Source organism: Mesorhizobium sp. M0152 (assembly GCF_040322415.1).
In the GTDB taxonomy this organism is placed as follows: domain Bacteria; phylum Pseudomonadota; class Alphaproteobacteria; order Rhizobiales; family Rhizobiaceae; genus Mesorhizobium.
Window position 1 is genome coordinate 1 of record NZ_JAMYTH010000018.1, and the last position, 23,740, is coordinate 23,740.

Sequence of the window (23,740 nt, forward strand, 5' to 3'; positions counted from 1 at the left end):
CACACCCCACACGAGATCACCCTCTGTCTCTTTGTATCTGAGAAGGGTATAAGAGACATCGCCCACTCGCCTACTCCCCTACTCCCCTACTAGAGTACTGCCCTACTCCCCTACTCCCCTACTCCCCTACTGCCCTACTGCCCTACTCCCCTACTCCCATTCATTTTCGGGGTTACATCGGGCAAAACTCTTCCCTATAAGGCCCTCCTAGCCTGATACCAGAATCGCGAGCACAACCGGCCGGGTCTTCCCGTCCCGGTTTTTTGTGCAAGCCGCCCGCCGAACGGAACTTTTCGACATGCCAAGACGCACTGACATCAAGTCGATCCTGATCATCGGGGCCGGCCCCATCGTCATCGGCCAGGCTTGCGAATTCGATTACTCCGGCACCCAGGCCTGCAAGGCGCTGAAGGAGGAAGGGTTCCGCGTCATCCTGGTCAATTCCAACCCGGCCACCATCATGACCGACCCGGAACTGGCCGACGCCACCTATATCGAGCCGATCACGCCGGAAGTGGTGGCCAAGATCATCGCCAAGGAGCGGCCGGACGCGCTGCTGCCGACCATGGGCGGACAGACCGCGCTCAACACCGCTCTGTCGCTGCGCCGCATGGGCGTGCTGGAGCGCTACAATGTCGAGATGATCGGCGCCGACGCGCATGCCATCGACAAGGCCGAGGACCGCGCGCTGTTTCGCGAGGCGATGAAGAAGATCGGCCTGGAAACGCCGAAGTCGATGCTGGCCAACGCCACCGACGTCAAGAACGCCGACCGCAAGACGCACGAGGCCGAGCGCGCCGCGCTGAAAGCCGAGGAACCCGAAAATCTCGACGCCGCGCTCGACGCGCTGGAGACGCGCTGGAACCTCGGCGAAGGCGACCGCAAGCAGCGCTACATCAGCCATGGCATGGCGATCGCGGCCCAGGCGCTCGACCATGTCGGCCTGCCGGCCATCATCCGCCCGTCCTTCACCATGGGCGGCACCGGCGGCGGCATCGCCTACAACCGCGCCGAATTCTACGACATCGTCCAGTCCGGCCTCGACGCCTCGCCGACCACCGAAGTGCTGATCGAGGAAAGCGTGCTCGGCTGGAAGGAATATGAGATGGAGGTCGTCCGCGACAAGGCGGACAATTGCATCATCGTCTGCTCGATCGAGAACATCGACCCGATGGGCGTGCATACGGGCGATAGCATCACCGTCGCCCCTGCCCTGACGCTGACCGACAAGGAATACCAGATGATGCGCAACGCCTCGATCGCGGTGCTGCGCGAGATCGGCGTCGAGACCGGCGGCTCCAACGTGCAGTTCGCCGTCAACCCGGCCGACGGCCGCCTCGTGGTCATCGAGATGAACCCGCGCGTTTCGCGCTCGTCGGCCCTGGCTTCGAAGGCGACCGGTTTCCCCATCGCCAAGATCGCCGCGAAACTCGCCGTCGGCTACACGCTGGACGAGCTGGAGAACGACATCACCGGCGGCGCGACGCCCGCCTCCTTCGAGCCGTCGATCGACTACGTCGTCACGAAAATCCCGCGCTTCGCCTTCGAGAAATTCCCCGGCGCCGAGCCGGTGCTGACCACCGCCATGAAGTCGGTCGGCGAAGTCATGGCCATCGGCCGCACCTTCCAGGAATCCTTGCAGAAGGCGCTGCGCGGACTGGAGACCGGCCTCACCGGCCTCGACGAGATCGAGATCCCCGGCCTCGGCCATGGGACCGCGATCGCCAGCCATGCCGACGACCGCAACGCCATCCGCGCAGCACTTGGCACGCCGACGCCCGACCGGCTGCGCATGGTGGCGCAGGCGATCCGCATGGGCACCTCGCTGGAAGACGTGCACGCCATGTGCAAGATCGACCCGTGGTTCCTCGAGCAGATCGCCGGGATCCTGGCCATGGAAGCCCGCATCCGCGAACACGGCATCCCCGAGGACGCGGTCAATCTGCGCATGCTGAAGGCGATGGGCTTTTCCGACGCCCGCCTCGCGTCGCTGACGAAGACCGACGCCGAAGTGATTCAGAAGGCTCGCGAAAAGCTCGACGTTCATCCGGTTTATAAGCGCATCGACACCTGCGCCGCCGAGTTCGCCTCGCCCACCGCCTACATGTATTCGACCTATGAAGTTCCCTTCGCCGGCGCGCTGGCCAACGAAGCGCAGGTCTCGTCGCGCAAGAAGGTGGTCATCCTCGGCGGCGGTCCCAACCGCATCGGACAGGGCATCGAGTTCGACTATTGCTGCTGCCACGCAGCCTTCGCGCTGCGCGACGCCGGCTATGAAGCGATCATGATCAACTGCAACCCGGAGACGGTCTCGACCGACTACGACACCTCGGACCGGCTCTATTTCGAGCCGCTGACGGCGGAGGACGTGCTGGAGATCCTGCGCGCCGAGCAGGCGTCGGGCGAGCTGGTCGGCGTCATCGTCCAGTTCGGCGGCCAGACGCCGCTGAAGCTCGCCGACGCGCTGGAGAAGGCCGGCATCCCGATCCTCGGCACCTCGCCCGACATGATCGACCTGGCCGAAGACCGCGACCGCTTCCAGAAGCTGCTGCACAAGCTCAACCTCAGCCAGCCGAAGAACGGCATCGCCTATTCGGTCGAGCAGGCCCGCCTCGTCGCCGGCGAGCTCGGCTTCCCGCTGGTGGTGCGCCCGTCCTATGTGCTGGGCGGCCGCGCCATGCAGATCATCCATGACGAGGGCATGCTGCAATCCTACCTGCTCGACACCGTGCCCGGCCTGGTGCCGGAGGACATCAAGCAGAAATATCCCAACGACAAGACCGGCCAGATCAACACGCTGCTGGGCAAGAACCCGCTGCTGTTCGACACTTATTTGTCGGGCGCCATCGAGGTCGATGTCGACTGTCTCTGCGACGGCAAGGCCACCTTCGTGTCGGGCATTCTCGAACACATCGAGGAGGCCGGTATCCATTCAGGCGACAGCGCCTGCTCGCTCCCCGTTCACTCGCTGCCTTCCGATCTGGTTGACGAGCTGGAGCGCCAGACCGCTAGCCTTGCCCGCGCGCTCAATGTCGGCGGCCTGATGAACGTGCAATACGCAATCAAGGACGGCACGGTCTATGTGCTGGAGGTCAATCCGCGCGCATCGCGCACCGTGCCCTTCGTCGCCAAGACCATCGGCCGTCCCATCGCCAAGATCGCCGCCCGCATCATGGCCGGCGAGAGCCTGGAAGACGCCTTCGCCCACTACGGCGCCATGCCCGACCCCAGGAACCCCGGTCACATCGCGGTCAAGGAGGCGGTCTTCCCCTTCGCCCGCTTCCCCGGCGTCGACATATTGCTCGGCCCGGAAATGCGCTCGACCGGCGAGGTCATGGGCCTCGACCGCGATTTCGCGCTCGCCTTCGCCAAGAGCCAGTTGGGGGCCGGCGTCGACCTGCCACGCTCCGGCACGCTGTTCGTGTCGGTGCGCGACGAGGACAAGAAAGGCATATTGCCGGCGGTCAAGCGGCTCGCCGGCCTCGGCTTCAAGGTGATGGCCACCTCAGGCACCGCCCGCTTCCTCGCCGAAAATGGCGTCGTCGCGGAGAAAATAAACAAGGTGCTCGAAGGCCGCCCCCACATCGAGGACGCCATCCGCAACCGCCAGGTCCAGATCGTCTTCAACACGACGGATGGCCAGAAAGCGGTGTCGGACTCGAAATCGCTGCGGCGAGCAACACTGATGCAGAAAGTGCCGTATTACACGACGCTGTCCGGCGCGGCGGCCGTGGCGGAAGCGATTGCAGCGCTGAAGGCGGGGAGCCTAGAGGTCAGGCCGCTGCAGGAATATTTCAGCTAGTTCCAGCTTGGTTGAGCTTTGGGTGGATGCTGACACAGCGATCTATTTCTCGTCGAGCTCCTCATTTACGCCTGAGCTCGAAAAAACCGATATCCCTTTAATCAACTCTTTCATCTCGACCGAAATTTCCTCGTTACGCATTGCATCTATTATCGCGGTCGGAGTCACGCTTATTTTGTATTCATCTTGCAGGGCCTGATTTACGGAACTTAGCGCGTCCTTCCCCGGGATAAGCCCCATTCTCAAATCCGGATTATCCCAAAATTTATCAAACTCATCCATCGCAGCTTCGCTCACCGTCGCATCGTTCAAGCCCGGAGAATTCTGCCTTTCAAATCGCCGGCGATTAGAGAGAAATTGCCCAGCAACATAGTTCTTTTTCTCCAATGAGAATTTATTCAAAACAGCATCTGCGATTGGGACATATGCTTTCGCAGTACCACCGCGACGCAGCACCTCTGAAATTTTGTTGGCTGCGGCTCTATCTATCGCGGCGGGAACCAGCAAAAAGTTCTCAATCTCTTTCCTGCGATGGAGCGTCACCAGTTCCGAAAATTTGCCGCAAGCTTCCTTAATAGCGATACATTCATCTTCGCTTCGATACTCTCGATCAAAAACGATTGCTGATGCTATCTTCCCACCTAGTGTCAACTCCATGCCAGCCTTGATATTCTTTGCTCTCTCCGGGTTAAAGCCCTCCACGGGTATGACCGCAAAATTCCCGCGATTGCCTACCTCCGCAAACCCCAGCTTGCCGGCAAACTTCCCGAGTATCTGGAAATCCTTTCCTTCAACAAATAGGGCGCGCCGCGTCTTCGCCAATTGAGTTAGAATAGGGTTCAAGTTGGACCCAAGAGAGGAGAATACATCTCCCAATTGCGAGGGATTTTTAACACGCTGCGCCTGCCGCCTTTTCTTGTTCACGACGACGATATCATCCGCCTCGGCCTCGGTTATTATCTCGGTCGAATGGGTAGCGATAAGTATGTCCGGGCCAATATTTCTAAGTAGAGTAAGCAACTGACGTTGAAGTTCGGAATGCAGATAGATATCAGGTTCGTCAATCAGAAATAGAGAGTTTTTGCTGGACTGAATCAAATGAGTCAGCATCTGGCACCAGACTTGGAATCCAAAGCCTGCCCAAAAAATCTCCCTAGGGATTCTTGATTCAGGGCAAAACATAAATAGTCTTGCGTTTTTGTGTGAATAGTCGACTACCGGCTTTTCGATATCCATACCGGGCCAAGTTCGACCCAAGACCTCGCGAAATTCCTCGAATTTCTCCGGGTAATGATGCCAGATGTTTCGAAAATTTCTAGCAGATCTATAATTAAAAAGTGCCAGTCTAGCGGCTTCCTTTTCGTATAGAACTTCATTGTGATCGACCGGACCCAATATAGGAACGAATCCGATCGGGCAATTGAAATGCCTTAGGAATTCCTTTGGAGAATGGGGTGTCTTGCCATTGTTGTTAGTTGCTATTAGGTGGCAGGATCCTGCTTCAGGAAAAAATAGCAGAAGTTCGTTCTTGTTTGATAAATTAAACTTGATAGAGGCCGGCTGGCTGTCATCATAGTTGTAAAATATGTTTTCTTCGGCAATCGATATAGCGGCAAGATCAACGACGTACCCATAGACCGACCCTTGAGGGCCGCTTACGACTTCCGCCTTTCTTGAGGTAGCTTTTCGCAACGCAGAGGCCAGTATCCTAAACGCGGCCAAGATCGTTGATTTCCCGGCGTTATTTGGACCAACAAGTATGTTAAAATTTCTCAAATGCAGAGTAAATTTTTCAAAAGCTTTAAAGTGATTGAATTCCACTCGCGTAAATCTATGTAAGTCTGTCATTTCGAAATCCAAAACTTCTGCTGCAAATTGAGTGACTGAGTACTTTGGTCTGCTGCTGTTAGTTGATTAACAGCCAACATGCGAAACCCTAAGTCAATTCGGTCGTAGCGGTTTTTGTAGCCTTGCTCTTGGCTCTTTCCAATTTGTTTACAGCCTTCCGCAGTCTGGCAACCGCTTCCTTCGCCTTTTCACCCTCGATGGTGTCTCGCTTGATCACTTCATTTTCGATCAGCAGCGACAGGTTCTCGCCGCCGACTTTGATGTCTGGAAAGAGCTTCCGGATTTCGCGGCGCACAACCGAGATCACCGGTTCTGATCGGATAATCGCCGAAACCGTAAACTTGTTGAAAAGCTGGGCCTGCTGGTGAAACGCGTCCATCGCGTCGATTGTCAGCCCTTCCTTGGCAAACAGGAACAGGCACTGCAAATGATCTTCATTTTTGGGATTCATGTCAGCAAGAGCGATTCGACACACTTCCTCATGGCTGATCTGGTTTGCCACATAAATACGGACCAGCCGCCATTCGATTGCATTGGTGAGGATCACCCAGTGAATGCCTTGATGAGCCCCATAGTCAATAACTTGCCTCAGGTGATTGTCAGCCAAGCTGCTTCCAGCTGATTTCACCTCGACAAGCAATCGCAGTTTTCCTGCGATCCTTATCGCGAGATCGCAGTATGTCGACTTGATCTGGTGTTCGGATGTCAATTCGTCATATTTATCATAGCCAAAAACCTCAGCCAGGATGTCCTTGATCAAGGTAACGGTGTCGGCTTCCGCGACATCGGATTTCTGCTGAGCCAGCGCGATTCGCTGATATTTCTTGAGATTCGACGCGACGCGTTCGACGAATTTCTTCGGTAATTTGTTCAATGACTCGCCCTCCCTATCCCCAACGGGAATTGAGAACGAGTTTACTTGAAAGACAAGTAAAAACTTATGCTAGAAATCGCCGGCCCTTCACAGGCCCAGGACGTCCGAAGCTCGAAAAAACCAAGCAATTGACCTTTCATCCGCTAAGCGAAGGCTTCTCTCCCCTCACCCCACCGCCACACACTCGATCTCGATATCAAACTCCATCGGCCAAGACGCCACCGGCACGAAACTCCGCGCCGGCGGGTTCACGCTGAAATACCGGGCATAAACCCGGTTGATCGCGTTGTAGAAGCCGGAATTGACGGCGTAGATGCGCACCATCACCACGTTTTCCAGCGAGGTGCCGGCCGCTTCCAGGCAATGTTTCAGCGCCTTCAGCGACGCCTCGGTCTGCACCTCGATGTCGCCGCGCACCATCTCGCCGGTCACCATGTCCACCGGCGGCGTCGCCGAGATGAACACGAAGCCGTTGGCCCTCACCGCGGTCGAGCAGGGCAAGCCGAGCGACCGCACCTTGTCCGACATGACGGGCACTTCGATGACTTCCTTTTTCATGGTGATGCTCCCTGGGTTTGGGGGAGCTTATCCGCCCGGCTTGGGGAGGCCAGTGCCGGCGCGTGGTTTGGTCAGAAAAAACCGATGAACCGCCCGGCGACGAGCACGCAGATCCACAGCAGCATCGAAAGCAGAACGGTCCCGCCTGCCGGCTCGTCGGTCACGCGCCGGAAGCGCGTGAAGGCGAGGAAGTTGACGCCGGCGATAAGGATGAGCGCCATCTTGGCGAGGAAAATCGGCATCGCCGCATAGGTGCTCGCCTTGACTGAAAACAGCAGCGAGCCCGTGACGAGCGCGCCCGCGAACGCAACCAGCGCGGTGCGGCGCAGCAGCGCGACGAACGCCGCGCGCGGCAGCGAGCGGAAGGCTCCGCAGATCCTGAGGTCCATGAGGAAGACGCTGGTCAGCAGCGCCCCGATCGACATTATGTGCAGCGCGTTGACGATGGGGTAGGCGAAGGACGAGCCCTTCAGCCACCGCGCCAAGGCGAGTTGCTCGATGCCGGCGGCCTTGTTAATGACATCCATGCGCGCCACTCTTGCCTCTCCCGGCCGCTCCTCCCGCGGAAATCGGCTGAAGATGGACCCGAGCATCCCGAGGCAGACGATGAGCAGTATGAAAGACCGTCAGGAAGGCTTCGAAAAGAAGTTTGCGATGGATGAGGAAACCAAGTTCAGGGCCATGGCGCGCCGTAACAAGCTGCTCGGCCTGTGGGCCGCCGAAAAGCTCGGCAAATCCGGTGCGGACGCCGACGCCTATGCCAAGGAAGTGGTGCACGCCGACTTCGAAGAGGCAGGCGACAGCGACGTGTTCCGCAAGCTGCGCGCCGATTTCGACGCGGCCGGCATCGCCCAGTCGGATTCCCAGATACGCGCTGCCATGGAAGACCTGCTGGCGACCGCGGTCGAGCAAATCAGAACGAGTTGAGCAAGCGTTCCTGGATAGGCCGGTGCCGCCCCTCATCTGGCTGCCGCCATCTTCTCCCCGTATAGTGACGGGGAGAAGGGACTTGGCCGCTACGCAGGCGCTGGTTCTGCAACGTAGGAGATTGGCGAAATCATCGGCGCAGGCTTTTTTCTCCCCGTCGTTATACGGGGAGAAATGCCCGGCAGGGCAATGAGGGGCGGCGCCAACACCGCTATTTTGACGCGCGCGCCGTATCTCAACGGAAGCAGGCTCCCCTCAACCCTGATGCGCGGCACCCAGTTCCTTCACGTGCTTCTCGTGCATCTTCAGCGTCGGCAGGGTCTTCTTGGCGAATTCCTTCATCGCCGGGTCGTCGCCCGATTTGGCGTAAGTGCTGAACAAGGCGACGGCATCCTTGTGGGCTTCGGCCTGCATGGTGATGTATTTGCCGTCGAAGTCCTTGCCGCTGGCGGCCTTGAGTTCATCGAGCTGGCCCTGCTCATTCGCCTGCAGCACCGGGCCGGCCGGCTTGGTCGAGGCGGTGGTCTGGCCTTGGGCGAGTGCCGCCTTGAAGTCCTCGCCGGCCTTGGTGTGGTCCTTGATCATCTGTTTGGCGAAGGCCTTGACGTCGGCCGAGGCGGATTTCTGCTCGGCCAGCTTGCTCGACTCGATCTCGAACTCGTTGGCGCTGGGCACCGTCTTGACGAAGGTCTGGGTGTCGACCTTGCTGTCGGTCGCCAACGGCGTCGTTTGGGCGGTGGATTGGGTAAGCGCGGCGGGCGCGCCGGCGAGCAAGGCCGCGGCTGTCATGGTCAGAAGCGTTTTCATCTCCATATCCTCCGATCGGATCATGTTCCCTCGGATAGGCAAACGCGGCAAATGCGGCGAGGTTGCGCTTTCCTCGCTCTTGTCGTCGTGGGAGACGATGCCTGCACCTAGAACGGTTCAGCGTTTCACGGAAACACTGAAGCCGTTCTATCTCTTTGTTTTGACGCAATTCCGGACGGAAAACCGTTTCACACTTTTCCTGGAATTGTTCTAATGGCAGCAGGCCTCGCCATATTGCAGCTGCTCGTTCCAGTTCGGCCGGCCTTGCGGGGTGAAATCCATCAGGTTCCACAGGATCTCGCAGGTGCCGATGGCGCGCGGGTCCTGCCCGGGCTCCGGCGGCGCAAAGCCAAGCTCCGACGACCAGAAATGGCGGATGCCGTCGTGATCGCGATGGAATACCGACAGCAGCGGGATCTGCGCACCGTCAGGCGCCTCCGCATTGTAGTCGCGCTTGAAGCCGTTGGCGGCCGACGACACCAGCTGCATGTTCTTCCAGCCGCGGTCGCGGCCGAACGCAACCAGGTTTTCGAGCGCGGTTTTCGCCACCACGGCGAAGTTGAAGCCGGCGGCTTCCAGATGGCCAACGGCGCCGTCGAACTGGTCGAGCAGCGCCGTGCAGGAGGGGCATGGCTGGTCCTGCCTGGAAAGCTTCGCCGTGGCGCCGCTGGTCGCCACGTCGCGCGTCTCCAGCGGATGGCGCGGGAACATCATCTGGTAGAGGATCAGCGTGTCCTTGCCGGGCGCGAACAGCTCCGACAGTTTTATCTTCGCCGGCCTGCCATCGGCATCAAGCCCGTCAAACGCATAATCCTGTGGCACCAGCCCGCCCGGCGGCAGCGCGCGCCGCGCCTCGGCGACGTCCTCCATGGCGCGGCGCAGCGCGATTTCCTTCTTCAGCAGTCTTTCGCGGGCGGTGCGGTATCTGGCGGATTCGTTGGGAAAGGTGATCATGATCGGCTCCTTGGGTCACGGCCGGCGTCCCGGCGCGGTTGCTCTATGACCCAAGGACGGTTCGCGACGGCCGGCTCCGACATTTCGGCACACGGCGCGGCGATGACGCAGCACGCCTTTCCCGAAAAAGACGCCGAGAAAACTACTGCGCCGCCGGCACCGGGCAATCCGTGTCGGCATCCTTGCAATCGAGGTAGCGCTGAAAATCCTTCAGCCTGATATCGGTGAGGGTCTCCTGGCAACCGGAAACGACCATCGGGTACATGCTTCCGGCTGCATCGCGCGGGCCGCCCTGAAACCTGCATTCGGCGTCGCGGAAGGCGACCCAGGCGCGCTGCGCGGCGACGAGCAGCTTCTTCGACGCCGCGTCGCTCTTCAGCCGGCCCTCGATCTGCCTGTAGGCATCGTTGAGCTTCTTGTCGGCCGCTTCGAACGCCTTGCCCGCGCACTCGTTCATGGTCGTCTGGTCCTGCGCGTTGGCGCAGTCATCGGCCCTTGCCGCGCCGGCAAAAAGCGGAACGGCGAGGATCAAGGTGGCCAGGCCGGTTCTGGAAAGCAACAGCCGCATGATGTTTTCTCCGGTTTCAATCGAGCACTCGCCCACGAGGCCGCAAGACCGAAGCTTAACGCCAGAACTATTGCCGGCAAGACCAGGCCTGCCGCCTTGGTGGACGTTTCCTTTACTTGCCGGATCAGGCCTGGGATGTCAGTCCATAGTACAGGCGCCTCACCCCTTGACCCCGCCGGCGGTAAGGCCGGAGACGATCTTGCGCTGAAAAATCAGCACCAGCACCACGAGCGGCACCGTGACGATCACCGATGCGGCCATGATGTTACCCCAAGGGATCTCGAACTGCGAATTGCCGGAGAGCAGCGCGATCGCCACCGGCACGGTCCGCTGCGCGTTATTGGAGGTGAATGTCAGGGCAAAGAGGAACTCGTTCCAGGCGCCGATGAAGGCCAAGAGCCCGGTGGTCGCCAGCGCCGGCCACATCAGCGGCAGGAAGATGCGCGTGATGATGATCCACGGCGTCGCGCCGTCGAGGATCGCCGCTTCCTCGACCTCGACCGGCAGGTCGCGCACGAACGCCGTCAATACCCAGACGGTGAACGGCAAGGTGAAGATCATGTAGGAGAAGATCAGCGCGAACAGCGAGTTGTAGAGGCCGAAGGTCCGCACCAGCTCGAACAGCCCGGCCAGCACCGCCACCTGCGGGAACATCGACACCGACAGGATGGCGAAGAGCAGCGCCGAGCGGCCGCGGAAGCGTACGCGCGCCAGCGCGTAGGCCGCGGTGACGCCGAGGAACAGCGAGAGCGCGACGACCGCGCCCGAGACCACCAGCGAGTTCACGAGGTTGTGCGCGAAGGCGCCTTCGGTCAGCACGTTCCTGTAATTGCCGAGGCTGAACGTCTGCGGCCACAGGTCGGGCTGGAAGAGCTCGGTGCCCGATTTCAGGCTGGTGACGATGGCGTAGTAGAACGGGAACACCGCGACGACGACGATCGCCAGCACCAGCAGGTAGAAGGCCGCGCGCCTCAGGATCCACATGTCAGCGGCCCTCCATTTCAGCGTCCTCCGTCCAGGCTGACCCGGCCGATCCGGATATAGGCCATGGTGAGAAGGGCAAGAATGAGGAACAGCAGCGTCGAAGCGGCCGAGCCATAGGCGAACTTGTCGAACTCGAACAGGTTCTCACGCGCAAACACCGACATCGACTTGGTGTGCACATTGTTGGGCGTCAGCACATAGATCAGGTCGAAGATGCGCAGCGCGTCGAGCGCGCGGAAGATCACCGCCACCATCACCGCCGGGCGGATCAGCGGCAAGGTCACCCGCCAGAAGACTTGCCACGGGTTGGCGCCGTCGAGCTTCGCGACCTCGATGATCTCGCGCGGCAGCATCTGCAGCGCCGCCAGGATGAGCAGCGCCATGAACGGCGTCGTCTTCCAGATGTCGACGATCAGCACCGCCGCCATCGCCGTGTCGGCGTTGGCTGTCCAGGCGATTTTGTCGTCGATCAGGCCGAGATTGAGCAGAACCACATTGATGATGCCGAACTGGTCGTTGAGCATCCATTGCCACATCTTGGCCGAGACGATGGTCGGGATCGCCCATGGGATGAGGATCGCCGCCCTGACGATGCCGCGGCCCGGGAAATCGGCATTGAGCACCAGCGCGACGATCATGCCGAAGATCGTCTCGCAGGTCACGGAGATCACCGCGAAACGCACCGTGTTCCACACGGCGTTCCACCAGACCGGGTCGGCCAGCACGCCATCGTAGAGCACGCGGCCGCTCGGCATGCGGAGCACCGAGAAGTAATTGGCCAAGCCTGCCCATTGGCGGGCGTCGAGGTCGGCCAGCGAAGCGTCGGTGAAGCTGAAATAGACGGTGCGGGCGAGCGGCCAGCCGGCGGCGGCGGCGAGCACCAAGAGCATCGGCGTCAGGAACAGCCAGGCCGAGCGCACGCGCTGGCGCATCAGCCGCGGGCGCGGGCGGTGGGTCGCGGCGGTTTCAGTCATCGGCTCCGCTTCTGTCATCCCTTCCGCTGGGCGGGATATGGAGGCGCGTTGTGGCGTCACCAGCCGCGACCTTTCAGCCTGGTCAGCATTGCCTCGAGGTCGGCCAGATTGTCGCCGGCGGCGCCATCGCCCGACAGCGTGTTGTGGACGGCGTTCCAGAACTGGCTCGACGCCTCGTTGTATCTGATCTTGGCCGCGGCCGAGGGACGCGGCACCGCACTGAGGAAGATCTGCTTCCAGCGCGGAACGATCGGCTGTTGCCTGGCGATGTCGGCGTCGTCATAGAGCGCCTGGATGGTCGGCAGGCTGGAGTTCCTCAGCGCGCGGTATTTCTGCATCGCGGGCGAGGCGATGAACTTGACCAGCCCGATCGCCGCGTCCGGGTGCCTGGAATATTTGGACACAGCGAGATTCCACCCGCCCAGCACTGCCGCTGCCCGCGCGCCTTCGCCGCTGCCGGCCGGCAACGGTGCGACGTCGAACTTGCCCTTGATCGGCGATCCCTCTGAATTGCCGAGCGCATAGGCGTAGGGCCAGTTGCGCATGAAGACCGCATTGCCGGTCTGCCACACGCCGCGCGATTCCTCTTCCTGATAGGCCAACACGCCGGGCGGCGCGATGGTCCCGACCCAGCCCCTGGCCATGTCGAGCGCTGCCGCCGCTTTTGAATTGTTGATGGAGATGGTGCCGTCCGGCTCGATGATCTGGCCGCCGCCGTTCGACATCACCCATTCGAGCGCATTGCAGGTAAGCCCCTCATAGGCATTGCCCTGGAAGACGAAGCCCCAGATATCCTTGTTGCCGGCAGCCCGCTCCTTGTCCATGACCAGCCTGGCGGTCTCGGTCAGCTCCTTCCAGGTGGCAGGCACCTTGGCGCCGTATTTGTCGAGCAGGTCCTTGCGGTAGTAGAGCGCCGGCGCATCGGTGAAGATCGGCAGCGCCACCAGCTTGCCGTTGACAGTCTGCGACTGAATGATCGAGGGGAAATGGGCGCCGACGACATCCTTGGTTGCCGCGGTCAGGTCGACGAGCTGGCTGGCTAGCTGCGGCGCCCAGATCACGTCGGTCTGGTAGACGTCGATGTCGCTGTTGCCGGCGGCAAGCCACAGCCGGTACTGGCCGAACTGGTCGGTCCCGGATGCTGGCATGACGACGATGCTGACCGTGTTGCCGCTGTCCTTCTCATAGCGGTCGAGGATTTCACGCAGCACCTTGATGCCGATGCCGGTGTCGCCCGAGACGATCGACAGCTCGACGGCTCGCGCCGGGGCGGCCGCAATCATCGCGGCAGCAACCAACGCGGCAAATGCGTGAAAGAGCCTCATGGCGCGGAGGATCTCCTCTGGAACGGCGACGCAAGCCTTCCAAGCGCCGGAAGCTCGTCGGACCCCTCCACCGTTCATTGAATGCGGAGCGGCGCTCTGGGTTCCCGAACCAAGCCGGTGAGCAGCGATGGACCGGGCCTCGGCGGCCTCAGCCTTCCCAGGCGACGGGCTGCATCCCCAGCCGCTCGTAGAGCCTGACGGCGGCGGCGTTCTCAACCGTGTTGGTCTTGAGATCGACACGCTCGGCGCCTCGTTCGCGAAAGATGGCAAAGACATGCCACATTAGCGCTTCCGCAACGCCTCGACCGCGTGCTTCGGGGTGAACGGCGAGATCCCTGACGAAGGCGCTCGCCCGGCACAGCGCCGCCGCCGCCAGCCGCCCCTTGGCGTCGATGACGAGGAAATACAGCGTTGGGTCGAATTCGGGGTCGCCTGATATACGCGGCCACCATTCGTCGAACGGGCCGTCGGCGCCATCGTCGAAAACTTCGGTCAAAAGCGCGTGCAGGGGCAGTGCGTCGCCGGGCTCGAAGCAACGCATGACGAAGCCCTCCGGCCAATGCGGCGCGACAAGCGTCTCGTCGAGGATCTTGCGCAGCCGGATGTCATTCGGAGCCGGCGGGCGCGGTTCAGACATTGCGCTCAGGCGTCGGGCTGCAGACGGCGGCGCTGGCGGTCCGTGCCGAGGCCGGTCGCATCGAGCAAGCCTTTACGCTTGGCGTCGAAGTAGTAACCGGTCTGGTAAAGCCAGTCGGCGCGCTTGGCATTGCCGTCCGACACCAGCCAGGCGCCGCGCAGATATTTGACCGCGTATTTGAGATTGGTCTCGGCGTCGAACAGGCCCCTCGCCGGTCCGTCGTAGCCCATGCCGCGCGCGGTCGCGTGCTTGATCTGCATCAGCCCCCAATGGCCATTGTTGTAGGCCTTGGGATTGTAGGTGCTTTCGCGGTTGACGACATGGCGCACCAAATCCACCGGCACCTGGTAGAGCGCGGCGTATTTCTGGATCAGCCGGTCGATGTCGCCGCGCACGCCGGTCGCATGCTCCTCTTCGGCCGGTGCAGCCGGGAACTGCACAAGGGCAGCCGGATTGCGCGGCACGACATAGGCGGCCTGCTGCACACCGGGCATGGCTTTCATGTCGCCCTTTGCGGTTGCCGGCACGACAAGCCCGGCCTCCGTATAGGTCGCGGTCGCATATGTCTCGGCCGACTTGGCCGGCAGACCTGCCCTAGCTGGCGGCGGCGCCTGCCAGGCGTTGGCGGTCATCACGGCGGATGTAGCCGGTGCAGCCGGGGTCGATCCGGCAAAGGCGGCGGTCACTGCGGCCGGCTGCGCGGCCGGATCGAGTGCCGGCCCGGCAGGGCCGGGCGCCTGCTCGGCCGTCTGGACAGGTGCGACGCCTGACGATTCCGGCAGCACCGCAACCGTCTCCGGCAGCGGCAACGTGAAGCCGGCGTCTGCGCCGGCGACAGTCGCGGTTTCGGTCAGGGATGGCGCCGCCTTCATCTGCGAGGTCGAGGTACAGCCGCTGATGCCGGCCGTCGCCACGATCACGCCGATCGCGATAAGGGTTTGTTTTGCTGGCAAGCCGCGCTCGGGTCCGGTTTGTCGGGTGTTAAGAATTCCCTTACACCAGCGATTCATGACCGGCAATCAGGGCCACCAGGTGGTTTTCGGGTGGCGAGGCTCGAGGCCTGATGCCATATTGTTCCGGATATGTACCGGCGCGAATCCCGGTTTTCGCCACTTTGCGGAAAGGAGCGCATCATGGAAACGAGGTCTTCGATCACAGCTGGCCACACAGTGTTAGAAACAGTGATCGGATTCATGGGCATCGCCTGGAGCGAAAAGGGGCTGATCCGGCTCTGCCTGCCCGAACGCAGCCGCGAGGCGGTGGAGCGGCGGCTGATGCGCCATGCCGGTGTTTCCGCCTCCACCGCGCAGCCGCCATGGGTGGTCGAGCTGATCGCCGCGATCAAGGCTTACGCCGCTGGCGAGGACGTCGACTTCACCGGCTTTCCGGTCGATCTCGACGGCGTGGACGATTTCCGCCTCGCCATCTACGGCGAGGCGCGAAAACTCGGCTTCGGCGAAACCACCACCTATGGCGAACTCGCCAAGCGAGCCGGCCATGCCGGCCTGCCGCGCGAAACCGGGGCCGCCCTTGGCGCCAACCCGGTGCCGCTGGTCATCCCTTGCCACCGCATCCTTGCCGCCGGCGGCAAGATCGGCGGTTTCTCGGCGCCGGGCGGCTCCGTCACCAAGGAAAAGATGCTGGCCATGGAAGGCGTGCGCGTCGGCCCGCCGCCGCCGGCGCAGGTTTCCTTCGGGTTCTGAACCAGCGTTGGGCCAGCGCGCCAGGGGCCTGGATCATGGGTTGTGAGGCGCGCGAGCATCGGCTATCGCGCATCCCCGGCCGCCCTCCTCGGAGGTACCTTCGTAAGGTTAGCGGATCGGATCGAGGGTCGGCGCTTTGTCAGCCCCACTTCATCTCGCCCTTGGCGACCTTGGATCCAACGTCGAGGGCGACCCCCATGCCGAGGCCGGGGAACCGCGCCTCCATGGCAGTTTTCAGCGCCGCGCTGTCGGCTGCCTTGTTCAGCTCTTCCTCGAAGGCGAGGAGATAGGTTTTGGTGAATTCCACGGCCGAAGGACCAGTCTCGGCATCGGGCGTCATATGGCCAGGCACCACGACGGCCGGGTGGCGGGCGGCAACGGCATCCAGCGTCTTGACCCAGGCGGCACGACTTTCCCTGGTCTGCGTGTCGGCGGTCCAGACATGAACACCCGCGAAGATCATCACGCCGCCGAACACGGCATTGAGCGACGGCACGAACAGGTACCGGCGATTGGCGAGTCCATCCTCTGCATTGACGATCTCGATCGTCTCGCCGTCGATCGTGAGCGTTGCATCGTCGTACGCCTCGGGCAGGACGATGTCGGTCAGCGCCTGAGGGCCGTTTTCCTTCAATTGCGGGCCCCAGACCGCGAGCTTCTTCTCCACGCTGTCCTTGATGGCTTCGAGGGTGGCTGAAGCGGCGATCACCCTTGCCTCCGGGAAGGCTTCCCGCACCGGCTTCAAGCTGAAGTAGTAATCGGGATCGGACTGGCTGACATAGATAGTGGTCAGCTTCTTGCCGGTAGCCTTGATGGCGTCCGCGAGCGCCTTGCCGTCCGGATAGGTGAAGCCGCCATCGATCAACAGGGCCTCGCTCGGCCCGGACAGCAGCACCGGCGCGCGGAAGAAGCCGTTCGGACCCGCCGGGAAATGTTTCCAGTCAAGCTTGCTGCCGGCGGCCTGGCCGCGCCCGGCGGAAGCGAGGACGGCGATTGCGCCGATGGCCAATGAGATCTTCATGATCTGTCTTCTTGTGAACATGGAATAGCTCCTCGAATGGAATGGAATTGGGTCGCGGTGGCAATCCGCGGGTCCACCGCTGATTGAGAGAACAGTGGGGAAGGTAGCCTCGCCGGATTGATTGATAAATTGCCTGTAATAATACAGACTGTATTCTGCAAGCTTACAATCAGCCGAAGACATCCCCGTGGAACCAATCAACCTCAACCGCCTCGCCTATTTTTCCACCGTCATCGACGCGGGTTCGTTTACGCGGGCAGCCCAGCGGCTTGGCATCACGAAGGCCGTCGTCAGCCAGCAGGTCGCCCGTCTTGAAGCCGAATTGCAGACCACGCTCGTCGTGCGCACGACGCGGAGGCTCGAGCCGACCGAGGCAGGCCGCCTTCTGCACGCACGTTGCGTCATGATCCTGCGGGATGTCGAGGAGGCAGTCGCCGAGGTCGGCGAGGGCAACACCGAAGTGGCTGGTGTACTGCGCGTTTCCGCGTCCAATGATTATGGAGCGATCGTGGTGGCTCCGATCGCCGCCCGTTTTCGGCAGAAATTTCCGGCCTGCGGCGTCGAATTGTCCATTTCCGATGCCATAATTGATTTGATCGGTAGCAAGATGGACCTGTCCATTCGGGTCGGCTGGCTGGAGGACTCCAGCCTGCAGGCGCGCCGCATCGGCACCTTCCGGCAAATCCTGGTGGCTTCGCGGGATTTTGCCGCCAAGGTCACGATGGACCAACCGGAAGATATCTCTTCCTTGCCGCTCGTTGCCAATTCCGGCCTTCGCAAGCCGTTCACCTGGAGCTTTACCCGAGGTGATTTCGAGCGGCGCACCGTCACCATGGGCGAGACCTTCTCCATCAACTCGACACCGGCCGTGCTGGAAGCGACGCTCGCCGGCGGCGGACTGGCGGTTCTGCCGGACTATCTGGCCGCCGACTATCTATCGAAGGGCCGTCTCGTCCATATGCTCCCTGACTGGGCGCTGCCCTCCGGCGGCATTCACGTGGTCTACCCGCCCGGGCGCTTTCGTCCGCAGAAGGTGACGCGGTTCGTGTCCATGCTCATGGAACAGATCCGCGAATGAAAGCGCATGCCGCCGAGCGGCGCGGCTGTTCAGTTGAACGAACGGTGTGTGGCCGATGTCTGGCCTAGTTGTTGTGAAAGAACCGGCGGCGGAAACGCCGGTCATTGTCCGGGCGCTTGCAGATATAGACCGGACAGGACCTGGTGTCGGCGCTCGGCACGTAGGCGCGCGTCCTCACCTCGCCCATGGTGCAGAACTGCTGGCTCTGCACATAGCGGTCGTAGAGCGGCAGACCGGGTACTCGTGTCGACTGATAGCGCAGGACGACGGCGCCCTGGCGTGCGATCGTCGCCTGGACGCGATCGCAGCTCATGCGCGTCGGGTCGTAGCGCGAGATCGCCTGCGCCTCGGCGGCCACCAGCGTCAGGCAGGCGGCAAGCAGAATGGTTTTCATGGTTCCCTCCCCTGATCCGCTATCCAAGGACGGCGCGATCTGCCATAACGGTTTCACCAGATTGGGGCGGCTGTTGGGCGGCCTCCGATCACGGCTTTCTCACGCAGTCTTGTTTTTTGTGCGGAAGCAGCCTATATCTGGTTCATTGATATTTCGGCCGATCGATCCGGGCCTCGCGATAATCGCGTTTGCTGACGTCTATCTCCAAAATCTCGATACAAACCGGCTGGACTTCGGTCCAGTCAAACTAAAGCAAATGTGAAGGATTATCAAAATGGCAACAGGAACGGTCAAGTGGTTCAACGCCACCAAGGGCTTCGGCTTCATCCAGCCTGACAGCGGCGGCGCGGACGTTTTCGTCCACATCTCCGCAGTTGAGCGCGCTGGGCTGTCGACCTTGGTCGAAGGCCAGAAGATCAACTTCGAGATCGAGCAGGACCGCCGCACCGGCAAGTCGTCCGCTGGGTCTCTGAGCAAGGCAGCCTGATTTTGCGAATGGCGCGCGCCGGGCGCCAGCCCGGGGCGCGCGGCAAGTCACGGATGTACTGACGGTCGCGTGAGAAGCGCGCCGGAGCGGAAAGACCCGACAAGCTGGATCAGCAGATAGCTGCCAGCCCGGACCGGACGCTCCCGATCAGGCTACCAAGCATGGGAAGGCGGGATTTTGTCCCGCCTTTTTGCTGTCTGGGGTTCAGATGCCGCCGGACCAATGGTACCGCTCATGGTACTTTTGGCCGAGTAGTGGTATTATTGAGTTATGAGCAAGCTTGAGCAAATCGAAAAATCCGTCGCCGAACTGAGTCCCGAGGAACTGAAGGCGTTCGCCGCCTGGTTCGAGGCACTTCAGGCGGACATGTGGGATCGGCAGATCGAGGCCGACGCGAAGTTGGGCCGATTGGACAAGCTCGCCGAACAGGCACTGGCCGACCATCGCGCTGGCCGGACCGGCCGCTGTGAATCACGTCGCCTCTCGATCATTCTGGGAGGCTTATGAAAAACTACCATCGTCAATCAGAGCAAAGGCCGACAGGCGTTTTGCCAGACTGTACTCCGACCCTTTTCATCCATCATTGCATTTCAAGCAGGTCGGACGCTATTGGTCGGCGCAGTTGACGAAAGCTATCGGCTGTTGCGGTCCGCGACAATGATGATGTCATCTGGTTCTGGATCGGCACCCATTCCGACTACGACCATCTCTTGAAGTAGCAAATCTCACCCAGGCAGCCTATTCATGCCACCGGCCGAAGGCCGCAAGCCACCCCGGGGGCATCGCGCCTGTTGGCGCGCCCCGTCCGGAGCAGCCTGCGAAGCGGCGGCGGCGTGAGGACAAAATTAAGGCAACCACTCTATCGGCACATGCCCCGGATCCGCCTCCACTCTCTCTAGCCAGGCCACGACGGCGGGATAAGCGTCGAGTTGGAAGCCGCCCTGCTCCGCGGTGTGCGTATACGCATAGAGCGCGATGTCGGCGACGCTGAGCGCGCCGCCGGCGAAGAAGGCGTTGTCTTCCAGATATTTGTTCATCACGCCGAGCGCCTTGTTGCCGCGCTCCAGCGTCACCGCCAACCGCTCCGGCGTCGCATCCCCGGCTCTTTCGGGAAAGGTCAGCAGCGCCTTGCGCACGGCGATGTAGGGTTCGTGGCTGTATTGCTCGAAGAACAGCCATTGATAGGCTAGCCCCCGCTCATATCTGTCCGCCGGCAGGAACCGCGTTCCTTCGGCGAGATAGAGCAGGATGGCATTGGATTCGGCCAGCCGCCGGCCGTCGTCGAGCTCGAGCAAAGGCACCATGGCGTTCGGGTTCTTGGCGATAAAATCGGCTTTTCGCGTGTCGCCAGTGTGCGAGCTGACCTCGACATTGGTGAAGGCAAGGCCAAGCTTGGCCATCAGCAGGCGCGGCTTATAGCAATTGCCGCTGTCGATCATGCCGTACAGTATGGTCATTGATGTTCCCCGGAGCATTGGCCGAGGCGATTATCGCAGCGGTGGCGTCCTCAACCAATGATTTGTTTTGGCGCGACCATCAGCGCCGCTGATATATAACAAGCGCGCGGCGATCGCGAAGCATCGGTGACGGCGCGGTAGAAATTACCCGAACAGCGGAATGACCTTGCTGTCCCTGCCGAGCAGAGCGTCGACCGACAACGGCTTTTCCTCGAAAATCGTGCCGGCCAGCGCCGGGCGGGCGAGAAGAAAACCCTGCAGCAGGTCGACGCCGCCTTCGAGCGCGACGCGCAGATGGGTGGGTTGCTCGATGCCTTCGACCAACACCTTGGCGCCACGGTCGTGCAGGCTGGAAACCAGCGGGCGAAAGAACCGTTCGGCGGCGGCGTGACGGCAGAACTCAGCGAACCAGCCGCCGTCGATCTTGACGATGTCGGGCTTGAGCAGGCTCACCCGCTCCTCGGTCGAGTGGCCGGTGCCGAAGTCGTCGATGGCGATGCGGATGCCGTCGCGCCGCATTTCACGCGCCAGCCGGGCAAGCAGCGCGTCGTCGGCCGCCTGTTCTGTGATTTCGCAGACCAGCATGGCGGGAGCGAGGCCAAGCTCGCCGAGATGTCTGCTCATCATCCGGATTTCGGCCAGCGCCCGCCCGGCATGGTCGTTGATCATCGGGTTATAGTTGAAGAACAGGTCGAGCCCGTCGTCGACCCCGATGTTGCCAAAATTTCTCAAATGCAGAACCCGGCACATGGTCTCGACAAACAGCCGGTCCGCCGCGGCGATGCCTTCGAAGAATGTTCTCGGCGCCGTTGGTCGGCCGGCGCGGTGCGGCTCGATCAGGGCTTCCACCGCGACCGCGTGCAAGGCCCGGCCGCGTGGGGCGAAAATCGGTTGGTAAGCGCTACGCAGGCGGAAGTCGCCATGGACGCCATATACGATGCCGATCTCGTCGGTGAAAATCGCATCGCCGACATTGCGCCGCCGCTCGGCCCTCATGGCGTTACCTTGCGGCCGAAGGCTTTCACCGGCCGCGCGCCATGCGGCGCGGTGGAGAGATGGGCAGGCGCGTTGCCGGCGGCAGCTGGGGCGGACTCCGACTTGCTGTTGCCGAAAACCCGGAAGCTGGTCGGCGCCAGTTCCGGCCGTGCCAGCACGAATCCTTGCACCATCGAAGCCCCCGATTTCTCGGCGAGCTCCAGCTGCCAGCTTTCCTCGATGCCTTCGAACACCGTGCGGATGCCTTGCTCCTCGAAGCTTTTCACCATCGTGGTCAGCAGCGCGAACCCGGCGCCGGACTCCATCAGCTGCGTAATCCAGTAGGCGTCGAACTTGACGATGTCGGGCTTCAATTCCTTGACACGACTGATGTCGGAATCATCGGCGCCATAGTCATCGACGGCGATGCGAAAGCCATTGCCCCTGAGCGCGGCGACGAAACCGTACAGGGTCTCCTGCGATGCCGATTTCTGCTCGGTCACCTCGCACACGACGCGACCGGGATCGATGCCGGCCTCATGCAGCACCAGCCGCATTTCGCGCAAGGCATTGTCGGCAACGGCCCGCTCGGTGAACACCGATGGGTCGAAATTGACGAAGACCGACGCCTCCTCAGGCAAGCAGGCGCCGGCATTGAGCAGATGCAGCGTCCTGGTCAGCGCCTCGACATGCAGGCGATCGGCGGCCGGGCACGTGCTGAAGAAGCTCATCGGCGATTGCGGCTCGCCGTCCCGAAACGGCCGAATCAGCCCTTCGAAGGCGACAACCGACAGCTTGCCTTCCTTGAAGGCGAAGATCGGCTGGAAGGCGCTTTGCAGCGTGTAGATGCCCCAGACACCTGTGGAGGTGCCGTCATCATGACGGATGATATGGGCAAGCCCGATGCTGCGCGACACGGTTCCTCGCTTCCGCGAATTGGCGGAAATGGACTGCGATCCTGCCATGCAAGCCTCTACCGCCCGTTAATAAACTTATCGTTGCCGATCACGGCTCATTGACCGCATCGCCGATCTGGCCCAGCCGACAAAGCTTGCACTGGCGGGAATGTTGCGACATGAGAAGCGCCGCGGCCGCTGCTGGCCGCGCCGATCCTTTCAGGAGAGACAAAAGGTCATGGCCTTTCTTGCCGACACACTTTCCCGCGTGAAGCCCTCCGCCACCATCGCGGTGACGCAGAAAGCGCGCGAGTTGAAAAATGCCGGCCGTGACGTGATTGGCCTGGGCGCCGGCGAACCGGATTTCGACACGCCCGACAACATCAAGAACGCGGCGATCGAGGCGATCCGCCGCGGCGAAACCAAGTACCCGCCGGTTTCGGGCATCGCGCCGCTGCGCGAGGCGATCGCGAAAAAGTTCAAGCGCGAGAACAATCTCGACTACAGGCCCGAGCAGACCATTGTCGGCACCGGCGGCAAGCAGATCCTGTTCAACGCCTTCATGGCGACGCTGAACCCCGGCGACGAGGTCATCATTCCCCGCCCCTACTGGGTCAGCTACCCCGAAATGGTAGCGATCTGCGGCGGCAACTCGGTGTTCGCCGACACCTCGATCGACAATGGTTTCAAACTGACCCCCGAAGTGCTCGAAAGAGCCATCACGCCGAAGACCAAATGGCTGCTGATGAATTCGCCGTCGAACCCGTCCGGCGCCGCCTACACGCAAGCCGAATTGCGCGCGCTGGCCGACGTGCTGTTGAAGCATCCGCATGTCTGGACGCTGACCGACGACATGTACGAGCACCTGACCTATGGCGACTTCATCTTCAAGACCATCGCCGAGGTCGAGCCGAAACTCTATGAGCGCACGCTGACCATGAACGGCGTCTCGAAGGCCTATGCCATGACCGGCTGGCGCATCGGCTATGCAGCCGGTCCCGTCCAGCTGATCAAGGCGATGGACATGATCCAGGGCCAGCAGACATCGGGGGCCTGCACCATCGCGCAATGGGCCTCGGTGGAAGCGCTCAACGGCCCGCAGGACTTCATCGCCAGGAACAAGGCGATCTTTCAAGGCAGGCGCGACCTCGTCGTGTCGATGCTCAACCAGGCGCGCGGCATCACATGCCCGTCGCCGGAAGGCGCATTCTACGTCTACCCGTCCTGCGCCCAGCTGATCGGCAAGAAGACGAAAACCGGCAAGGTCATCGACAACGACGAGGTCTTCTGTTCGGAACTGCTCGAGGCCGAGGGCGTCGCGGTCGTCTTCGGTTCGGCCTTCGGCCTCGGCCCCAACTTCCGCATCTCCTACGCCACCTCGGAGGCCCTGCTGGAGGAGGCCTGCACGCGCATCCAGCGCTTCACGGCATCGCTGACCTGATCAGAACTCATCGTCAAAACCCGGCCAAGC

At 61.6% G+C, this 23,740-nt stretch carries 24 protein-coding genes; 7 read left to right on the forward strand and 17 right to left on the reverse strand.

The features are described from left to right. Window positions 1-298 precede the first annotated feature (298 nt). A complete protein-coding gene (gene carB / locus NKJ26_RS18605; protein WP_352696451.1) occupies window positions 299-3,802 on the forward strand; it encodes a carbamoyl-phosphate synthase large subunit in 3,504 nt (1,167 codons plus the stop codon). 42 nt (window positions 3,803-3,844) lie between these two features. Here the strand turns inward: carB and NKJ26_RS18610 are convergent, their stop codons facing one another. The 4 genes from NKJ26_RS18610 to NKJ26_RS18625 all read right to left on the reverse strand — a co-directional run bounded on the left by NKJ26_RS18610 (window position 3,845) and on the right by NKJ26_RS18625 (window position 7,609). Next, window positions 3,845-5,650 carry an AAA family ATPase gene (locus NKJ26_RS18610; protein WP_352696452.1) on the reverse strand — a complete coding sequence of 602 codons (1,806 nt, stop codon included), beginning with the start codon at window positions 5,648-5,650 and terminating at the stop codon, window positions 3,845-3,847. 88 nt (window positions 5,651-5,738) lie between these two features. Next, window positions 5,739-6,524 carry a hypothetical protein gene (locus NKJ26_RS18615; protein ID WP_352696453.1) on the reverse strand — a complete coding sequence of 262 codons (786 nt, stop codon included), beginning with the start codon at window positions 6,522-6,524 and terminating at the stop codon, window positions 5,739-5,741. A 165-nt stretch (window positions 6,525-6,689) separates the two neighbouring features. After that, on the reverse strand, window positions 6,690-7,082 hold the full coding sequence (locus NKJ26_RS18620) for a Rid family hydrolase (RefSeq protein ID WP_023781498.1): 393 nt from the start codon (window positions 7,080-7,082) through the stop codon (window positions 6,690-6,692). Between the two features lie 71 nt (window positions 7,083-7,153). Continuing rightward, on the reverse strand, window positions 7,154-7,609 hold the full coding sequence (locus NKJ26_RS18625; RefSeq protein ID WP_352696454.1) for a hypothetical protein: 456 nt from the start codon (window positions 7,607-7,609) through the stop codon (window positions 7,154-7,156). A gap of 79 nt (window positions 7,610-7,688) precedes the next feature. On the opposite strand from NKJ26_RS18625, the gene NKJ26_RS18630 reads away from it, so the two are divergent. Beyond that, complete coding sequence (locus NKJ26_RS18630; RefSeq protein ID WP_352696537.1) at window positions 7,689-8,009, forward strand: DUF1476 domain-containing protein; 321 nt, start codon at window positions 7,689-7,691, stop codon at window positions 8,007-8,009. A 255-nt stretch (window positions 8,010-8,264) separates the two neighbouring features. Here NKJ26_RS18630 and NKJ26_RS18635 read toward each other — a convergent pair whose 3' ends face one another. The 8 genes from NKJ26_RS18635 to NKJ26_RS18670 all read right to left on the reverse strand — a co-directional run bounded on the left by NKJ26_RS18635 (window position 8,265) and on the right by NKJ26_RS18670 (window position 15,211). Then, window positions 8,265-8,816, reverse strand: a complete 552-nt coding sequence (locus NKJ26_RS18635; RefSeq protein WP_352696455.1) for a DUF4142 domain-containing protein — start codon at window positions 8,814-8,816, stop codon at window positions 8,265-8,267. 210 nt (window positions 8,817-9,026) lie between these two features. Further along, window positions 9,027-9,770, reverse strand: coding sequence for a DUF899 family protein (locus NKJ26_RS18640; RefSeq protein ID WP_352696456.1), 744 nt, complete (start codon window positions 9,768-9,770; stop codon window positions 9,027-9,029). Between the two features lie 142 nt (window positions 9,771-9,912). Then, on the reverse strand, window positions 9,913-10,338 hold the full coding sequence (locus NKJ26_RS18645; RefSeq protein ID WP_352696457.1) for a lysozyme inhibitor LprI family protein: 426 nt from the start codon (window positions 10,336-10,338) through the stop codon (window positions 9,913-9,915). Window positions 10,339-10,497: 159 nt separating this feature from the next. After that, on the reverse strand, window positions 10,498-11,322 hold the full coding sequence (locus NKJ26_RS18650; protein ID WP_352696458.1) for a carbohydrate ABC transporter permease: 825 nt from the start codon (window positions 11,320-11,322) through the stop codon (window positions 10,498-10,500). Between the two features lie 17 nt (window positions 11,323-11,339). Next, window positions 11,340-12,296 (reverse strand): carbohydrate ABC transporter permease, encoded by a 957-nt coding sequence (locus NKJ26_RS18655; protein ID WP_352696459.1) that lies wholly within the window; start codon window positions 12,294-12,296, stop codon window positions 11,340-11,342. Window positions 12,297-12,352: 56 nt separating this feature from the next. Then, complete coding sequence (locus tag NKJ26_RS18660) at window positions 12,353-13,621, reverse strand: ABC transporter substrate-binding protein (RefSeq protein ID WP_352696460.1); 1,269 nt, start codon at window positions 13,619-13,621, stop codon at window positions 12,353-12,355. 148 nt (window positions 13,622-13,769) lie between these two features. Further along, on the reverse strand, window positions 13,770-14,258 hold the full coding sequence (locus NKJ26_RS18665; protein WP_352606953.1) for a GNAT family N-acetyltransferase: 489 nt from the start codon (window positions 14,256-14,258) through the stop codon (window positions 13,770-13,772). Window positions 14,259-14,263: 5 nt separating this feature from the next. After that, on the reverse strand, window positions 14,264-15,211 hold the full coding sequence (locus tag NKJ26_RS18670; protein WP_352696461.1) for a transglycosylase SLT domain-containing protein: 948 nt from the start codon (window positions 15,209-15,211) through the stop codon (window positions 14,264-14,266). 180 nt (window positions 15,212-15,391) lie between these two features. On the opposite strand from NKJ26_RS18670, the gene NKJ26_RS18675 reads away from it, so the two are divergent. Further along, the gene (locus tag NKJ26_RS18675; RefSeq protein WP_352606957.1) at window positions 15,392-15,961 is read left to right on the forward strand and encodes a methylated-DNA--[protein]-cysteine S-methyltransferase; all 570 of its coding nucleotides are present in this window, start codon (window positions 15,392-15,394) and stop codon (window positions 15,959-15,961) included. Window positions 15,962-16,100: 139 nt separating this feature from the next. Here NKJ26_RS18675 and NKJ26_RS18680 read toward each other — a convergent pair whose 3' ends face one another. Continuing rightward, window positions 16,101-17,003, reverse strand: a complete 903-nt coding sequence (locus NKJ26_RS18680; protein WP_352696462.1) for an MBL fold metallo-hydrolase — start codon at window positions 17,001-17,003, stop codon at window positions 16,101-16,103. Window positions 17,004-17,169: 166 nt separating this feature from the next. Between NKJ26_RS18680 and NKJ26_RS18685 the strand changes: the two genes are divergently transcribed. Then, window positions 17,170-18,060 carry a LysR family transcriptional regulator gene (locus NKJ26_RS18685; RefSeq protein ID WP_352696463.1) on the forward strand — a complete coding sequence of 297 codons (891 nt, stop codon included), beginning with the start codon at window positions 17,170-17,172 and terminating at the stop codon, window positions 18,058-18,060. 64 nt (window positions 18,061-18,124) lie between these two features. Here NKJ26_RS18685 and NKJ26_RS18690 read toward each other — a convergent pair whose 3' ends face one another. After that, window positions 18,125-18,454, reverse strand: coding sequence for a hypothetical protein (locus NKJ26_RS18690; RefSeq protein ID WP_352696464.1), 330 nt, complete (start codon window positions 18,452-18,454; stop codon window positions 18,125-18,127). A gap of 274 nt (window positions 18,455-18,728) precedes the next feature. Here NKJ26_RS18690 and NKJ26_RS18695 point away from each other — a divergent pair, with 274 nt between their 5' ends. Together NKJ26_RS18695 and NKJ26_RS18700 are read left to right on the forward strand one after the other, a co-directional pair. Further along, window positions 18,729-18,941, forward strand: a complete 213-nt coding sequence (locus NKJ26_RS18695; protein ID WP_015316174.1) for a cold-shock protein — start codon at window positions 18,729-18,731, stop codon at window positions 18,939-18,941. A gap of 270 nt (window positions 18,942-19,211) precedes the next feature. After that, on the forward strand, window positions 19,212-19,448 hold the full coding sequence (locus NKJ26_RS18700) for a hypothetical protein (protein ID WP_352696465.1): 237 nt from the start codon (window positions 19,212-19,214) through the stop codon (window positions 19,446-19,448). 338 nt (window positions 19,449-19,786) lie between these two features. Here the strand turns inward: NKJ26_RS18700 and NKJ26_RS18710 are convergent, their stop codons facing one another. The 3 genes from NKJ26_RS18710 to NKJ26_RS18720 form a co-directional block, all read right to left on the reverse strand. Beyond that, window positions 19,787-20,398 (reverse strand): glutathione S-transferase family protein, encoded by a 612-nt coding sequence (locus NKJ26_RS18710; protein WP_352696466.1) that lies wholly within the window; start codon window positions 20,396-20,398, stop codon window positions 19,787-19,789. A 144-nt stretch (window positions 20,399-20,542) separates the two neighbouring features. Then, on the reverse strand, window positions 20,543-21,394 hold the full coding sequence (locus NKJ26_RS18715) for an EAL domain-containing protein (RefSeq protein WP_352606608.1): 852 nt from the start codon (window positions 21,392-21,394) through the stop codon (window positions 20,543-20,545). Then, window positions 21,391-22,290 carry an EAL domain-containing protein gene (locus NKJ26_RS18720; protein ID WP_352606614.1) on the reverse strand — a complete coding sequence of 300 codons (900 nt, stop codon included), beginning with the start codon at window positions 22,288-22,290 and terminating at the stop codon, window positions 21,391-21,393. The genes NKJ26_RS18715 and NKJ26_RS18720 overlap by 4 nt, the downstream gene beginning before the upstream one ends. A 217-nt stretch (window positions 22,291-22,507) precedes the next feature. Here NKJ26_RS18720 and NKJ26_RS18725 point away from each other — a divergent pair, with 217 nt between their 5' ends. Continuing rightward, the gene (locus NKJ26_RS18725; RefSeq protein WP_352696467.1) at window positions 22,508-23,710 is read left to right on the forward strand and encodes a pyridoxal phosphate-dependent aminotransferase; all 1,203 of its coding nucleotides are present in this window, start codon (window positions 22,508-22,510) and stop codon (window positions 23,708-23,710) included. The last annotated feature ends 30 nt before the right edge of the window (window positions 23,711-23,740 follow it).

Excerpts from the sequence above, each read along its gene's own strand:
- carB (WP_352696451.1), top strand. The coding sequence starts at position 299 with ATGCCAAGACGCACTGACATCAAGTCGATCCTGATCATCGGGGCCGGC.
- NKJ26_RS18610 (WP_352696452.1), bottom strand. The coding sequence starts at position 5,650 with ATGACAGACTTACATAGATTTACGCGAGTGGAATTCAATCACTTTAAA.
- NKJ26_RS18620 (WP_023781498.1), bottom strand. The coding sequence starts at position 7,082 with ATGAAAAAGGAAGTCATCGAAGTGCCCGTCATGTCGGACAAGGTGCGG.
- NKJ26_RS18625 (WP_352696454.1), bottom strand. The coding sequence starts at position 7,609 with ATGGATGTCATTAACAAGGCCGCCGGCATCGAGCAACTCGCCTTGGCG.
- NKJ26_RS18630 (WP_352696537.1), top strand. The coding sequence starts at position 7,689 with ATGAGCAGTATGAAAGACCGTCAGGAAGGCTTCGAAAAGAAGTTTGCG.
- NKJ26_RS18635 (WP_352696455.1), bottom strand. The coding sequence starts at position 8,816 with ATGAAAACGCTTCTGACCATGACAGCCGCGGCCTTGCTCGCCGGCGCG.
- NKJ26_RS18640 (WP_352696456.1), bottom strand. The coding sequence starts at position 9,770 with ATGATCACCTTTCCCAACGAATCCGCCAGATACCGCACCGCCCGCGAA.
- NKJ26_RS18645 (WP_352696457.1), bottom strand. The coding sequence starts at position 10,338 with ATGCGGCTGTTGCTTTCCAGAACCGGCCTGGCCACCTTGATCCTCGCC.
- NKJ26_RS18650 (WP_352696458.1), bottom strand. The coding sequence starts at position 11,322 with ATGTGGATCCTGAGGCGCGCGGCCTTCTACCTGCTGGTGCTGGCGATC.
- NKJ26_RS18655 (WP_352696459.1), bottom strand. The coding sequence starts at position 12,296 with ATGACTGAAACCGCCGCGACCCACCGCCCGCGCCCGCGGCTGATGCGC.
- NKJ26_RS18660 (WP_352696460.1), bottom strand. The coding sequence starts at position 13,621 with ATGAGGCTCTTTCACGCATTTGCCGCGTTGGTTGCTGCCGCGATGATT.
- NKJ26_RS18665 (WP_352606953.1), bottom strand. The coding sequence starts at position 14,258 with ATGTCTGAACCGCGCCCGCCGGCTCCGAATGACATCCGGCTGCGCAAG.
- NKJ26_RS18675 (WP_352606957.1), top strand. The coding sequence starts at position 15,392 with ATGGAAACGAGGTCTTCGATCACAGCTGGCCACACAGTGTTAGAAACA.
- NKJ26_RS18680 (WP_352696462.1), bottom strand. The coding sequence starts at position 17,003 with ATGTTCACAAGAAGACAGATCATGAAGATCTCATTGGCCATCGGCGCA.
- NKJ26_RS18690 (WP_352696464.1), bottom strand. The coding sequence starts at position 18,454 with ATGAAAACCATTCTGCTTGCCGCCTGCCTGACGCTGGTGGCCGCCGAG.
- NKJ26_RS18695 (WP_015316174.1), top strand. The coding sequence starts at position 18,729 with ATGGCAACAGGAACGGTCAAGTGGTTCAACGCCACCAAGGGCTTCGGC.
- NKJ26_RS18700 (WP_352696465.1), top strand. The coding sequence starts at position 19,212 with ATGAGCAAGCTTGAGCAAATCGAAAAATCCGTCGCCGAACTGAGTCCC.
- NKJ26_RS18710 (WP_352696466.1), bottom strand. The coding sequence starts at position 20,398 with ATGACCATACTGTACGGCATGATCGACAGCGGCAATTGCTATAAGCCG.
- NKJ26_RS18715 (WP_352606608.1), bottom strand. The coding sequence starts at position 21,394 with ATGAGGGCCGAGCGGCGGCGCAATGTCGGCGATGCGATTTTCACCGAC.
- NKJ26_RS18725 (WP_352696467.1), top strand. The coding sequence starts at position 22,508 with ATGGCCTTTCTTGCCGACACACTTTCCCGCGTGAAGCCCTCCGCCACC.